Raw genomic sequence first — 14,090 nt, 5'->3', positions numbered from 1 at the left:
TCACGCCCCGATCCGGTAGAGCGAGTGGGTCCAGGAGTGACTGCTGTTGTTGATGTACCAGGCGTGGGTGGCCCAGTTGTACCGTCCGCTGGAGGGCCAGGGATCGCCCCAGTACACCCAACTGCTGGCGGTGTCGTAGCCGTAGATCACATGCATGTGACCACCGCCGCTGGACCATTGGATACGGGTCTCTATCGGACGGTTGGAGTTGATTTCGGTCTGGACCGTGGAGTAGTTCAGCCAGCCGGTGACGTAGGAGCCGGGGTTGATGCCCGCCCAGCGCAACCCGGTCTGCACATTGCCGAGCGTGGCCTGGTTGTTGGGGCACTGGGTGTTCTGCGACCGGTTGAAGGCGGCGTTGCAGAACTGGTTCTGCGAGTAGGTGCGGCCGTAGAACGTGGCGATCGTGTTGCCGGCTGCGGCCCAGCACCAGTTGGTCTTCAACTGGGCCTGCATGGTGATGTTGAGCCGCTTGCTGGCCAGTGCGGCCTGGGCGGAGCTGCCGTCGGTCGCCGGGGTGGCGGCGACGGCCGAGGACAGGGGCAGGGTGACGAGGGCGGCGAGGACTGCCGCCATCGCGGCAAGTCGTCTCCTGGTACTGCGCATCGCGGTCCTCCCTGAGGGATGGTGAGGGGTGGAGGAGCGCGTCCGGACGCTGCTGGTTGAGCATCGATCCTTGTCGCGAGCAGGTCAACACGCTTCAATGCGGGAGACATGGAGCTGTGAACGCGACGGCCGGGATGTGAACGGATGAGTCCCGCCCCACCTGGACGGCCGTGATCGCCTGGCCACAGGGCACACCCCGGTCGTGAACGTTCACTGTCCTCCGTGCAGGGAACACGCACCTGGGGAGAGGCACTCATGGGTCATACCGAAGCCGATCTGGCGCAGGTGCTGCACACCGGCCCCTTCCATCTGGCGCTCAGGGCGGCGCTGGCCGTGCGCGGGCTGCCCCTGCACCGCGTCCAGCACCACCTCGCCCACCGCGGCATCAAGGTCGGGGTGACGAGCCTCAGCTACTGGCAGCAGGGAGCCCGCCGACCGCAGCGCCCCGAGTCGCTACGAGCCGTGCGGGCACTCGAAGACGTGCTGTCGCTGCCCGGCAACTCCCTGCTGAGACTGCTCGACGGTGAGAACGGCGCGCGCTCGGACGTCGAACGCCCCGCCTCGCGCTCCTACCGCTCCCTGCTGGAGGTCTCGGACACGGTCGAGCGACTGCTCGCCGACCTGGAAGCGCCCACCGACGGCGGACTGCACACCGTCGGCCACCACGAGAGGGTGCGGATCGGTGCCCGGCGACAACTGCTGGCACGCGGATCACAGCACGTCGTCCGCGCCCACCGCGACGGGATCGACCGCTATCTCGCCATCCACCACGGCGAAGCCGGATGCGATCCCGAACGGATCGAGGTCACCGCACGGGAGAACTGCCGTACCGGACGGGTCCGCTCGGACCGTCAGACGGGGGTGGTCGTCGCAGAACTCCTCTTCGACGCCCGGCTGCGGGCTGGTGACACGTACCTCTTCAGCTACGGGTTCGAGGACGGAACGGGCGGTCCGAGTGGCGAGTACGTGCGGGGCTTCACCTACGCGGGCGGGCAGTACGTGCTCCAGGTGGCCTTCGACCAGGGGGCGCTGCCGGTGCGCTGCCGCCGGTTCGCCCAGGCCACGACCGGCGCGCCGCGCGGCGCAAGAACGGATCTGACCCTGAGCGGGCACCACCGCACGGTCCATCTCGTCGAGCAGGGGGTGCGGCCCGGGATCCTCGGGATCGACTGGGACTGGGATTGATCGATGCCCACGGTCAGCGCCCGCAGGGGGCCGGGCCGAGCACGCCATCCGACAGGTTCCGGGGGCGGCGAGCACGGCCCCGGCGCCCTCCGGCACGGGCGGTCCTCAGCTCTCGGGACCGGCGATCAGTCGCCCGTTCTCGGCTTTGATCGGGACGGCCGGGAGGGGTACGGTCGCCGGCCCCTGGAGCGCCTCGCCTGTGGTCACGTCGAAGCGGCTGCCGTGGCAGGGGCAGTTGCCCTCGTTCTCCACGATCTTGTCCAGCACACAACCCGCATGGGTGCACTGGGCGCTGAATGCCTTGTACTCGCCTGCGGCGGGGCAGCTCACCAGGATGCGCTGCTCGCGATAGAGCTTGGACCCTCCGACTGGGACGGCGTCCGCCGCACCCAGTTCCACCGGCGCGGTGGGGACCGGGTTCTTGGCGTGTCCGAGCTTGGATTCGGTGGAGCAGCCGGCGACCCCCAGACCGGCGGCCCCGGCGAGGGCCGCGCCTTTCAGCACGGTGCGACGGGCGGCTGGGGAGTGGCCGGACATGAGGACTCCACGCTTTCGATCATGGGGCGGGGTGTCGCCCGGACGGGCGGAACTGGTGCCGTGGCGACAGAGCCGACAATACCGACGCCGACCGCTGGGCCGATGAGCGGGCTCCCCTCCCCGGCCCAAGTCTCAGGAGTCCCATGCGTTACTTTCGGTCGGTGATCGTCGTCGCCGGAGAGTCCCTGATCGACCTGGTCCCGCATGCGGAGGGAACAGGGCTCGCACCCCTGCTCCCCCGCCTCGGCGGCGGACCGTACAACACCGCGGTGGCCCTGGGGCGGCTCGGCGCGCCGGTGGCGTTCTGCTCGCGCATGTCGACCGACGGCTTCGGTGACGCCCTGCTCGCCGGGCTGCACGGCGCCGGTGTGGACACCTCGCTCGTGGTGCGCGGCCCGGAACCGACGACGCTGGCCGTCGCCACCGTGGGCGCGGACGGCTCCGCGGGGTACACGTTCTACGCCGAAGGCACCGCCGACCGTCTCTTCGAGCTGCCCCCGTCGCTGCCCCCTCAGGTGCGCGCGGTGGCCCTGGGCACCTGCTCGCTGGTGCTGGAGCCGGCCGCGACGGACTACGAGTGCTTGCTGCGGCGGGAGGCACGGCGCGGACTGGTGACGCTCCTCGACCCCAATGTGCGGCCGGGTCTGATCCCCGACCCTGATGCGTACCGGAAGCGGTTTTCGAGCTGGCTGCCCGATGTGTCGCTGCTGAAGCTCTCGGAGGAGGACGCCCACTGGCTGGGCGGCGTGCCACAGGGGCCCGGCGCCGTGGTGCTGACACGGGGCGGGGCGGGCCTGACGGTGTGGACCCGCCATGGCGTGGAAGTGTCAGTTCCGGCCACCGCGGTGAAGGTCGTGGACACCATCGGGGCCGGCGACACGGTGAACGCCGCCCTGCTCCACGCCCTGGCCGTTCGGGACGCCCTCTCGCCGCACGCACTGGCGGCCCTGGACGCGGACGGCTGGCGCGAGGTGCTGGAGTTCGCCGCCCGGGCGGCGGCGGTGACGTGCTCCCGGTCCGGTGCCCAACCGCCGTACGCCCATGAGCTGGGGGGCAGCTAGCGAACCGGCGTGTCACGGCTGAGGCGCTGCGGACTGCTGGCTGGTGTCCGGGCGGTACTGGTGGGGCGGACCGAGGCCGGGCCCGTACCGGTTTCGGGGATCGGACCCGGCCGGCAAGTTCTGCGCCCTGGCCGGGTGCGGTGCGGCGGGCGGGCTGTGGGGCGGGCGGGAAGTCGGGCAGGCGCGATGTCGGGCGGGTCAGGGGTGCGAGACCCGGTACAGATCGCGCAGCAGGGCGATCTCCGCCCCGTGGTGCAACAACTCCTGGTTGACCCACCACACGATGTCGATGAACGGCTCCTCCGCATCGCTGCCATGGGGGTAGGTGCAGTACCCCACGGTGTCCAGAGCGGTGTCGTCGACGTGGGACAGGGCCCGACGCCAGGCGGTGGCTCCCACACCGAAGGCCGCCATCGCACCCCTCGCGTCCCCCTCGACCGGATGGTCGTCCCGGGTGAGCGCATGGCTGCCGGCCGTGTGGTCAGCCCGCAGGGCGAGCATCTCGGTGAGGTGGCTGAGGCGCCATGCGATGGTCGTGAAGGGCGGCGGCCAGGGATGCGGATACGCCGCTCCGTCCCGCCCCCACTCCCCCGCGCCGGCCAGCAGCGTTGCGCGCGGGCCTGGCCCGTCCGTGCGTCGCCGAACCGACCAGCAGTCCGACGTCGGCTCCCAGAGGTACTCCCGGTCGGTCATGGGGCCGACCTGGGTGTCTGTCCCGTCGCCGCTGTCCATGACGGGCCCGGCCAGCCGGTTGGCCAGGCGTTCGTGGGCGAAGTCGAACTGCTCCAGCAGGGGGATCAGACGGGGTGGGATCACTACGGCGCTCCTGTGCGCGGACCTGGTCGGCGGGGGGAGGGTCGATCCGCAGACCGTGAGCCTGCCACACCCCGCTTCCCCACCGCGCTCCAGTTCTTCGGAGGCATCGACGGGCGGACGGGGGAACACTGACGAGGGCATACGGTCCGAGCCGGTGCTTCCCGCTGCCACGACCGTTGGTGTGGTGGCGAGAAGCACCGGCTCGGCGCTCAGTCCGATTCCGACCGACGAAGGTGCTTCCCGGTGGTTGGAGTCGAGACTCGTGGGCTCATGCCTTGCGGGACCGCGCGGTCTTCGTCGCGGCAGTCTTGCGCACGGCGGCTGACTTGGCAGCCGTCTTCTGCCCGGCTGCGGTCTTGGCCGCCGTCTTGGCCACGGTCGCCTTGGCCGCTGTCTTGGCCGCTGTCTTGGTCGCGGTCTTGGTCGCGGTCTTGGTCGCGGTCTTGGTCGCGGTCTTGGTCGCCGCAGCCTTGGCCGTTGTCGACTTCGTTGCCGTGGCCTTGGCGGTCGCCTTCCTCGCGGACGTCTTCGCAGCCGTCTTGCGAGTGCTCGACCGGGTCTGCGGCATCGCCGCATCGCTGATCCGGTCAGCATCCAGGATCTCCCGCAGGAACTTCCCGGTGTGGCTGGTGGGAACTGCGGCGACCTCCTCGGGGCTACCCTCGGCGATCACCAGACCGCCACCGCTACCGCCCTCGGGCCCCATGTCCAGGACCCAGTCAGCGGTCTTGATCACATCGAGGTTGTGCTCGATGACGATGACGGTGTTGCCCTTGTCCACCAGACCTGAGAGGACCGTGATCAGCTTGCTGATGTCCTCGAAGTGCAGTCCGGTGGTGGGCTCGTCAAGCACGTAGACCGTGCTGCCCGTGGAACGCTTTTGCAGCTCCGAGGCCAACTTGACCCGCTGGGCCTCGCCGCCGGAGAGCGTCGGCGCGGACTGCCCGAGCCGGACATACCCCAGGCCCACCTCGTTCAACGTCTTCAGATGGCGGGCGATGGTCGGCACCGCCTCGAAGAAGCTCAGTGCCTCCTCGATCGGCATGTCCAGCACCTCGGCGATGGACTTGCCCTTGTAGTGGACTTCCAGCGTCTCCCGGTTGTAGCGCGCACCGTGACAGACCTCGCACGGCACATAGACGTCCGGCAGGAAGTTCATCTCGATCTTGATGGTGCCGTCGCCGGAGCAGTTCTCGCAGCGGCCCCCCTTGACGTTGAAGGAGAACCGGCCGGGGAGGTATCCGCGGACCTTGGCCTCCATCGTCTCCGCGAACAGCCTGCGGACGTGGTCGAAGACACCGGTGTACGTGGCCGGGTTCGACCGGGGCGTACGTCCGATGGGCGACTGGTCGACGTGGACGACCTTGTCGACGAGGTCGTCGCCCTCGACCCGGGTGTGCCGGCCGGGGACCGACTTCGCACCGTTGAGCTCGCGCGCCAGATGCGTGTAGAGGATGTCGTTGACCAGGGTGGACTTGCCCGAGCCCGATACGCCCGTAACGGCGGTGAGCACCCCGAGCGGGAACGCGACGTCGATGTCGCGGAGGTTGTTCTCCCGGGCGCCGTGGACCGTGAGCTGACGGGTGGGATCCACGGGTCTGCGGATCTCCGGGGTCGGGATGGACCGCTTCCCCGCGAGGTACTGCCCGGTCATGGACTCCTTGTTGGCCAGGAGCTCCTTGAGCGGTCCGGAGTGCACCACCTCGCCGCCGTGCTCACCGGCGCCGGGGCCGATGTCGACCACCCAGTCGGCCACCTTGATCGTGTCCTCGTCGTGCTCGACGACGATCAGGGTGTTGCCCATGTCACGGAGTCGGACGAGCGTCTCGATCAACCGGTGGTTGTCCCGCTGGTGCAGACCGATGGACGGCTCGTCGAGGACGTAGAGCACCCCGACGAGTCCGGAGCCGATCTGGGTCGCCAGCCGGATGCGCTGGGCCTCGCCTCCGGAGAGCGTGCCGGCGGCGCGGTTCAGCGAGAGGTAGTCCAGGCCGACGTCCACGAGGAAGCGCAGCCTCTCGTTGACCTCCTTGAGCACCCGCTCGGCGATCTTCTTGTCCCGGGTGTTCAGCTTCAGCCGACCGAGGAACTCGGCACAGTCGCTGATCGACATCGCGGAGACCTCGGCGATCGACTTCCCCATCACCGTGACGGCGAGGACGATCGGCTTCAGCCGCGTGCCCTGACAGGTCGGGCAGGGCACCTCGCGCATATAGCCCTCGAAGCGCTCCCTGCTGGTGTCGCTCTCGGCCTCCTGGTGCCGCCTGCGTACGAACTGGACGGCACCTTCGAAGGCCGGGGTGGTGTAGGCGCGCTCGCGACCGTACCGATTGCGGTAGCGGACCTCGACCTGGGTCTTGTGCCCGTGCAGCAGGGCCTTCTTGGCTCGCTGCGGCAGCCCGGCCCAGGGCATGTCGGTGGAGAAGCCCAGCGCTTTCGACAGCCCGCCGATCAGGCGCCCGAAGTACTCCTTGGTGTGGCCGTGTGACCAGGGGTGGATCGCCCCTTCGTCCAGCGACTTGTCCTCGTCGGGGACGATCAGCTCGGGATCGACCTCCATACGGGTGCCGATGCCGGTGCAGTCGGGGCAGGCGCCGAACGGAGAGTTGAACGAGAAGGACCGGGGCTCCAGTTCCTCGAACGACAGATCGTCGTACGGGCAGTACAGGTGCTCCGAGTACATCCGCTCGCGCTCGGGGTCGTCCTCGGGCAGGTCGACGAAGTCCAGGACCACCATGCCGCCGGCGAGCCCGAGGGCGGTCTCGACCGAGTCGGTCAGCCGCCGCTTGGCGCCGTCCTTCACCGTGAGGCGGTCGATCACCACCTCGATGGTGTGCTTCTCCTGCTTCTTCAGCGTCGGAGGCTCGGCGAGCTGGATGGTCTGCCCGTCCACCCTGGCGCGGCTGTACCCCTTCGTCTGGAGGTCGGCGAAGAGATCGACGAACTCCCCCTTGCGCTCGCGCACCAGCGGGGAGAGCACCTGGAAGCGGCTGCCCTCGGGCAGCTCCAGGACCCTGTCCACGATCGCCTGCGGCGACTGGCGCGTGATGGGGCGCCCGCACTCGGGGCAGTGGGGCTTGCCGATCCTGGCGAACAGCAGCCGGAGGTAGTCGTAGACCTCGGTGATCGTGCCGACCGTGGAGCGGGGGTTGCGGGAGGTCGACTTCTGGTCGATGGAGACGGCCGGGGACAGTCCCTCGATGAAGTCGACGTCGGGCTTGTCCATCTGCCCCAGGAACTGGCGGGCGTAGGACGACAGGGATTCCACATAGCGGCGCTGGCCCTCGGCGAAGATCGTGTCGAAGGCGAGCGAGGACTTGCCGGACCCCGAGAGCCCCGTGAACACGATCAGGGAGTCACGGGGGAGGTCGAGCGAGACGTTCTTGAGGTTGTGCTCGCGAGCGCCACGGACGATGAGACGGTCGGCCACGCCGGGTCCGCACCTTTCTTAGAGAGACCTGGTCTGGAGAGACCTGGGGAAGATCAAGGGAGGTCCTGAAGGTCATGGGCAGGACGAGGGAAGTGAGGGTGGCTGCCCCGACCCGGACTGCTCCAGCCTTCCAGCGTAAAGCGGACCGTCAAATATGTCGGAGGACCGCTGCATGGGCTGAAGGGATCGAGTGCCTGAGAACCAAGGATGCCTCTCCCCAGGCTATAGCACGCACATTCGATTTACGGCCGCCGGAAGCCACCTTCACCCGAATGAGTGGCCGGGCTAGGGTCGGGCCCATGATCGATCCCCAACGTGACCTGGCCTCTCTCCGCGACGCGACCGAGCGGCTGCTGAGCGCCACCGCCGCCCTGGACAACGCCCACCTCGCCGGACCGTCACGGCTGCCCGGCTGGAGCCGCGGCCATGTGCTCGCCCACCTGGCCCGAAATGCCGACGCCCTCGTCAATGTGCTCGAAGGGCGCCCGATGTACGAGAGCGCCGCGGCCCGCGAGGAGGACATCGAGCGGGACGCCCCCCGGCCGCTCTCCGCACAGCTCGCTGACGTCCGCGACAGCGCCGCACGTTTTGCGGACGCGGGCGCCCGCCCCGCCGACTGGGACCGCACCGTAGAGCTGCGCAACGGCGTCACCGACTCGGCGTCCCGCGTGCCCTTCCGCAGGCTCGTCGAGGTCGAGCTGCACCATGTCGACCTGGACATCGGCTACGAGCTGGAGCATCTGCCGGCCGACTTCACCGCCCGGGAGATCGCGTTCCTGACCGAGCGGTTCGCGGGCCACCCCGAGGTCCCCCCGATCCATGTGGTCGCAGCCGCCGGTACCGGTGACTGGCACACGGGAGGCACCCGGGGAGAGCCCGTCAGCGTCGCCGGACCGGCGCCGGTGCTGCTGGGGTGGCTCGCGGGCCGGCGCGCCGGGGCGGAGCTGATGGAACTGACCGTCGGCGGCACTGCTCCCGGCGCCACTCCACCCGTACTGCCCCCGCTATAGGCTGCCCACCATGACGTACAGCGGTGTGGTGAAGGTCGGCGGACCGGCGGATGTGCACGAGCTGACCGATCTGATGATCTCCAAGGTCGCGGTCGGCCCGATGGACAACAACTGCTACCTGTTGCGCTGCCGGGCGACCGGCGAGCAGTTGCTCATCGACGCGGCCAACGACCCACAGACCCTGCTCCAGTTGATCGGGGACGACTCCATCGCCTCGGTGGTCACCACGCATCGCCACGGTGACCACTGGCAGGCGCTCGGCGAGGTGGTCGCCGCCACGGGTGCGCGCACCTACGCCGGCGCCTTGGACGCCGAAGGCATCCCCGTCCCCACCGACGTACGGGTCGATGACCTGGACACCATCCGGGTGGGCAGGGTGGAGTTGACCGCCCGCCATCTCGTGGGGCACACCCCGGGCTCCATCGCCCTGGTCTTCGACGATCCGCACGGACACCCCCACGTCTTCACCGGCGACTGCCTGTTCCCCGGCGGAGTGGGCAACACCCGCAAGGACCCCGAGGCGTTCGCCAGCCTCCTCCACGACGTGGAGACCAAGCTCTTCGCTCCACTGCCGGACGAGACCTGGGTCTATCCGGGGCACGGCAAGGACACCACTTTGGGCGCGGAGCGCCCGCACCTGTCCGAGTGGCGCGAACGGGGCTGGTGACACCGAGATCCACGGGGTTCCGCAGGGGCCCACAGCGGAGCCTTGCCGGTCAGGCCGGCAAGGTCGCCGTCACCACCAGCCCGCCCCCCTCCCGGGGGCTGGCGTTGACCGTTCCGCCGTGCGCACGGGCCACCGCCCGGACGATCGAGAGGCCGAGCCCCGCACCCTTGGCGCTGACCAGGCGATCGGCCCCCAGCCGACGGAACGGCTCGAAGAGCCCGGGTATGTCGTACGGCGGCACCGCGGGCCCGGTGTTGGAGACCTCGACCTCTGCGGCCCCGTCGGCTCCGGTGCGACTGACGACGTACAAGGCGCCTCCGTCCCCGGCGTTGTGACGGATGCCGTTCTCCACGAGGTTGTGCACCATCCGTTCGAGCAAGAGGGCGTCACCCGTGGTGAGCGCCTCCTGCGCGCACTCGTGCACGGTGATCCCGGACCGGCTCGCCTCCGCTGCGGTCTGGGACACCACATGGTTGACGATGTCGGCCAGATCGACGGGCAGTCGATCGGCGATCTCGTTCTCCGAGTCGGCGAGCAGCAACAGCCCGCTGATCAACCGCTCATGTCTGCTGTTGATCTCCAAGAGGCTCTCACCGAGTTGTCGCACGTCTTCCGACGCCGTTCTGCGGTGCATGGCCACCTCGACGAGAGCCCGGCCCAGCGTGAGCGGAGTGCGTAGTTCATGGGAGGCGTTGGCCACGAAGCGGCGCTGGCCGTCGAAGGAGCGGTCGAGGCGCTCGACCATGGTGTCGAAGGTGTCGGCCAGGTCCTTCACCTCGTCGTCGGGGCCCTGCAACGCGATGCGTTCGTGTAGTCCCCGGCCCGCGGCGGGGGCTGCTGCGATGCGCCGGGCGGTCTCGGTGACCCGGTGCAGCGGGGCGAGCACCCGCCCGGCCACCAACCAGCCGACGACGGCCGCCGTGCCGCCCACCACCACCAGCGCGACGCCTCCCTGGGCCAGTAGGGAGGTGACGGCCGCGTCCTGGATCACTTCCCGCTGCTCCTTGAGCCAGACTCCGGGCAGATCGCTGGAAACGAGCTGCCCGTGGCGGTCGTAGAAGGTGGTCGAGGGAGCGCCGGGTGCGGGCGAGCCCATCGGTCCGGGCGTCGAAGCCGAAGCTGGCTGGGACGGCTTGACTGAAGGCAATGAAGAAAATGATGGCGATGGTGGAGATGAGGGCACGGCCGTGGCAGGCGGCGATGCCAGCGACGAGGGTGCTGCCTGCTTCAGCGACTTCTCGATGACCTTGGGGCTGACGCGGTTGAGCTCCTGGTTGAAGAAGACGTAGACCGTTGCGAGGATCACCACCCCGGCGACCATGAACAGTCCCCCGTAGATCAGGGTGAGTCGGGTCCGCAGACGCATCCGGCGCACTCCGTGCCGGTACGTCCAGTGCCTCCGGGCGCCGGTGGACCTCATGGGATGCGGTACCCCGCTCCCGTGATCGTTTCCACGACGGGCGGGCCGCCGAGCTTGCGGCGGAGTTTGAGGACGGCCAGGCGCACGGCCCCGGTGAACGGGTCGGCGTGCTCGTCCCACGCCTTCTCCAGCAGCATTTCGGCGGAGACCACGGCGCCCTCCGCCCGCAGCAGTTCACTGAGTACGGCGAACTCCTTGCGGGACAGGGGCACATAGCGGCCGTCCCGGAACACCTCGCGTCGGGCGGGGTCGAGGCTGATGCCGGCCCTGCGCAGCACGGGTGGCACCGCGGGTCGGCAACGGCGCCCGAGCGCTTGGATACGGGCGGAGAGCTCCGCGAACGCGAACGGCTTGGTGAGGTAGTCGTCCGCGCCGATCCCCAGGCCCCGTACCCGATCTGCCACCTCGGCGGCGGCGGTGAGCATCAGTACGCGCGCTGCGGCCCCGGAGTCGACGACCCGACGGCACACCTCGTCCCCGTGGACGACGGGTAGGTCGCGATCGAGCACGATCACGTCGTAGTCGTTCACCGTGGCCCGCTCCAGCGCGGCGGCGCCGTCGAGTGCGATGTCGACCGCGTGCGTCTCCTCGCGCAGCCACTCCGCGATGGCGTCGGCCAGTACGGGCTCATCCTCGACCACCAGTACGCGCACGTGCGGCTCCTCTCCCCTGGTCCGCCGTATCCCGTCGCCGCGCGCCGAGTTGGTCGAACGGGTGCGGGGCCGGTGGTCTCCATGGTGACCGCCGTTGTGTTTCCTCACCGTTAGGGAGGCGCGGTCGCCGGGGGAAACGGCGAGGAAACGGGAGGCGGCGTTCCATCTGACGCAGGCGGCCGGAAGGTCTTCGAGCCGCCGTGGTCCGAGGAAGGGACGACCCATGCGATCACGCACCCGTACCGCGCTGGCGGTACTGCCGTTCGCGCTGGCCCTGGCGTTGACCGGATGTTCATCCGACGACGGGGGCAAGAAGGTGGCCTCGGCCGAGGGCGGCGAGGCCGGCTCGGACACACCGGGCAGTGCCCGACCCAGCCTGAGCCAGCAGGAGATGGGCGTGAAGTTCGCCCAGTGCATGCGCAAGAACGGCGTCGACATGGAGGACCCGAAGGACGGCCGCGTCATCGTCAAGCAGAAGAAGGAGTCCGAGGCCGCCATGGAAAAGGCGATGGAGAAGTGCCGGGAGTTTCAGCCCCAGGGCCCCGGACCAGGGCAGAAGGCCGATCCGAAGGTGGTCGCGGCGATGCAGAAGTACGCGACGTGCATGCGGAAGAACGGGGTGGAGAAGTTCCCGGACCCACGGCCGGGTGGTGGTCTGCAAATGGACAAGTCGGTCCATGACGACCCCAACTTCGCTGCGGCCGAGAAGGCGTGCAAGGAACATCTGGAGGCCGAACGCAAGCGGGTCGAGGAGAAGAACCGGTGACCGACGAGACCGGCACCCCCTCCCTGCGGGAGCACCCGTACGCAGCCGTCGACGGTACGACAGGGGCCGCGGAGTCGACCGACGGTGCAGCGGCACCCGTGACGACAGCGGCGGCAGGGGTGCGTACGACCGGCCCCCGACGCCGCAGACGCCGCACAACCCTGCTGGTCGCCCTGGCCGTTCTGACCGCGGGCGGTGCCGTCACGGCGGCTGCGCTCGGACTCGGCGACGGCAACGGCGCATCCGGCGGCAAGAGCGACGGAGGACTGCCACCGAACACGACGCAGGTGACCCGACAGACCCTGCGGGACGTTCACCGCGCGGACGGACAACTCGGCTACGGACAGGCGACCACAGCGGCCGAACGCACCCCGGGCACCATCACGGATCTCCCGCAGACAGGCGACCGCATCAGACGTGGCGATCCGTTGTACGAGGTGGACAACCGTCCGGTGACCCTGATGTACGGCTCGCTCCCGGCGTACCGCGCACTGAGTTTGGGTGTCGAGGGACCGGACGTGAAGCAGTTGGAGCGCAACCTGGCAGCACTCGGGCACACCGGCTTCACCGTGGACGAGGAGTTCACCGATGGGACCGCGGATGCGGTGAAGCAGTGGCAGGAGGACCTCGGGGTGGAGGAGTCGGGGCGGGTCGACCTGGGCCGGGTGGTGTTCGCCCCCGGCGAGGTCCGGATCGACGGCCTGGAAGCCGAAGTGGGCGGGCAGCTGGGACAGGGCGGCAGGGTGCTGTCGTACACCGGGCTGACGAAGGCCGTCACCGTGGAGTTGGAGGCGAGCGAGCAGCGGGTGGCCGCCAAGGGTGCGACGGTCACGGTGACCCTGCCCGACGAGGTGGTGGTGCAGGGCAAGGTCACCCAGGTCTCCACCGTCATCGAGGCGGCCACCGGCCAGGAGGAGGCGCAGACCAAGGTCGAAGTGGTGGTGGAGCTCACGGGCACGAAGGCCCAACGGGCCGCCGACGCGTACGCCCTCGCCGCCGTGAACGTCGACTTTGTCGCGCAGACGCGCAAGGACGTGCTGACCGTGCCCGTCGCCGCGCTGCTGGCGCTGTCCGAGGGCGGCTTCGGCGTGGAGGTCGTCAAGGGCGGCACCTCGTCCTATGTCCCGGTCACCACCGGGCTGTTCGCGGACGGCCGGGTGGAGATCACCGGAACGGGCATCGAGCAGGGCACCACGGTGGGGATACCGAAGTGATCTCTCTGAGGGACGTGAGCAAGGTCTATCCCGGTCCGGTGGCGGCGCTCAACGGGGTGTCGGTGGACATCTCCCGTGGTGAGCTCCTGGCCATAGTGGGGCCTTCCGGGTCGGGGAAGTCGACGATGCTGCATGTACTGGGGACGCTGGACCGACCCAGCGCCGGACAGGTCCACATCGAGGGCCACGAGGTCGGTTCGCTCTCCGACCGACAGTTGTCGGCGCTGCGGGCGAGCCGGATCGGCTTTGTCTTCCAGCAGTTCCACCTGGCAGGGGGCACATCGGCACTGGGCAACGTCGCCGACGGACTGCTGTACTGCGGGCTGCGCCCCGCCGAACGGCGCCGGCGGGCAGCAGCCGCGCTGGAACGAGTCGGTCTCGGCCATCGGATGGACCACGAGCCCCATGAGTTGTCCGGTGGGGAGCGTCAGCGGGTCGCCATCGCACGGGCGGTGGCAGGCGACCCGGCGCTGCTGCTCGCCGACGAACCGACCGGTGCACTCGATTCCGTATCGGGGGAGGGTGTGATGCGGTTGCTGCGCGAGTTGAACACGGCCGGTACCACCGTGGTGATCATCACCCATGATCGGGAGATCGCCGGCTCGTTGCCCCGGCAGATACGGATGCTGGACGGCCGGATCGCCGAGAACTCCACGGAGGTGGCCCGATGACCTCCTCCGCGGCTTCGGCACCGGTGGACACGGCGGTGCCCCGGGGTCCGAAGC

The 14,090-nt window shown here is 69.4% G+C and carries 13 protein-coding genes; 7 read left to right on the top strand and 6 right to left on the bottom strand.

Annotation, left to right across the window (positions count from 1 at the left end; translation table 11 throughout):
• Positions 1–606, bottom strand: a complete 606-nt coding sequence (locus ACFXJL_RS15230; protein WP_358877666.1) for a papain-like cysteine protease family protein — start codon at positions 604–606, stop codon at positions 1–3.
• 255 nt (positions 607–861) lie between these two features.
• On the opposite strand from ACFXJL_RS15230, the gene ACFXJL_RS15225 reads away from it, so the two are divergent.
• Complete coding sequence (locus ACFXJL_RS15225) at positions 862–1,791, top strand: hypothetical protein (protein ID WP_358877667.1); 930 nt, start codon at positions 862–864, stop codon at positions 1,789–1,791.
• A 105-nt stretch (positions 1,792–1,896) separates the two neighbouring features.
• Here ACFXJL_RS15225 and ACFXJL_RS15220 read toward each other — a convergent pair whose 3' ends face one another.
• Positions 1,897–2,328 (bottom strand): Rieske (2Fe-2S) protein, encoded by a 432-nt coding sequence (locus tag ACFXJL_RS15220; protein ID WP_384692520.1) that lies wholly within the window; start codon positions 2,326–2,328, stop codon positions 1,897–1,899.
• 161 nt (positions 2,329–2,489) lie between these two features.
• Between ACFXJL_RS15220 and ACFXJL_RS15215 the strand changes: the two genes are divergently transcribed.
• A complete protein-coding gene (locus tag ACFXJL_RS15215) occupies positions 2,490–3,389 on the top strand; it encodes a carbohydrate kinase (RefSeq protein WP_358877774.1) in 900 nt (299 codons plus the stop codon).
• A gap of 198 nt (positions 3,390–3,587) precedes the next feature.
• Here ACFXJL_RS15215 and ACFXJL_RS15210 read toward each other — a convergent pair whose 3' ends face one another.
• A complete protein-coding gene (locus tag ACFXJL_RS15210; RefSeq protein ID WP_384692517.1) occupies positions 3,588–4,205 on the bottom strand; it encodes a DinB family protein in 618 nt (205 codons plus the stop codon).
• Between the two features lie 268 nt (positions 4,206–4,473).
• Entirely contained in the window at positions 4,474–7,635 is a 3,162-nt protein-coding gene (gene uvrA / locus ACFXJL_RS15205) for an excinuclease ABC subunit UvrA (RefSeq protein ID WP_384692514.1), read from the bottom strand.
• Between the two features lie 299 nt (positions 7,636–7,934).
• On the opposite strand from uvrA, the gene ACFXJL_RS15200 reads away from it, so the two are divergent.
• Positions 7,935–8,645: a maleylpyruvate isomerase family mycothiol-dependent enzyme gene (locus ACFXJL_RS15200; protein WP_384692511.1), complete on the top strand. Its 711-nt coding sequence runs from the start codon at positions 7,935–7,937 to the stop codon at positions 8,643–8,645.
• A 10-nt stretch (positions 8,646–8,655) separates the two neighbouring features.
• Complete coding sequence (locus tag ACFXJL_RS15195) at positions 8,656–9,312, top strand: MBL fold metallo-hydrolase (protein ID WP_358877672.1); 657 nt, start codon at positions 8,656–8,658, stop codon at positions 9,310–9,312.
• 49 nt (positions 9,313–9,361) lie between these two features.
• Here ACFXJL_RS15195 and ACFXJL_RS15190 read toward each other — a convergent pair whose 3' ends face one another.
• Positions 9,362–10,678, bottom strand: a complete 1,317-nt coding sequence (locus tag ACFXJL_RS15190) for a sensor histidine kinase (protein WP_384692508.1) — start codon at positions 10,676–10,678, stop codon at positions 9,362–9,364.
• A gap of 50 nt (positions 10,679–10,728) precedes the next feature.
• Positions 10,729–11,385, bottom strand: a complete 657-nt coding sequence (locus ACFXJL_RS15185; protein ID WP_358877674.1) for a response regulator transcription factor — start codon at positions 11,383–11,385, stop codon at positions 10,729–10,731.
• A gap of 223 nt (positions 11,386–11,608) precedes the next feature.
• Between ACFXJL_RS15185 and ACFXJL_RS15180 the strand changes: the two genes are divergently transcribed.
• The 3 genes from ACFXJL_RS15180 to ACFXJL_RS15170 are packed head-to-tail and all read left to right on the top strand — an operon-like array spanning position 11,609 to position 14,036.
• The gene (locus tag ACFXJL_RS15180) at positions 11,609–12,151 is read left to right on the top strand and encodes a hypothetical protein (RefSeq protein WP_358877675.1); all 543 of its coding nucleotides are present in this window, start codon (positions 11,609–11,611) and stop codon (positions 12,149–12,151) included.
• Positions 12,148–13,365, top strand: coding sequence for an efflux RND transporter periplasmic adaptor subunit (locus tag ACFXJL_RS15175; RefSeq protein WP_384692503.1), 1,218 nt, complete (start codon positions 12,148–12,150; stop codon positions 13,363–13,365). The genes ACFXJL_RS15180 and ACFXJL_RS15175 overlap by 4 nt, the downstream gene beginning before the upstream one ends.
• Positions 13,362–14,036 (top strand): ABC transporter ATP-binding protein, encoded by a 675-nt coding sequence (locus ACFXJL_RS15170; protein WP_384692500.1) that lies wholly within the window; start codon positions 13,362–13,364, stop codon positions 14,034–14,036. The genes ACFXJL_RS15175 and ACFXJL_RS15170 overlap by 4 nt, the downstream gene beginning before the upstream one ends.
• Positions 14,037–14,090: the final 54 nt, after the last annotated feature.

Source organism: Streptomyces sp. NPDC059256 (genome assembly GCF_042753785.1).
In the GTDB taxonomy this organism is placed as follows: Bacteria; Actinomycetota; Actinomycetes; order Streptomycetales; family Streptomycetaceae; genus Streptomyces.
The sequence above is the reverse complement of the archived record's forward strand: the minus strand, read 5'-3'. Positions and strand labels throughout refer to the sequence as shown.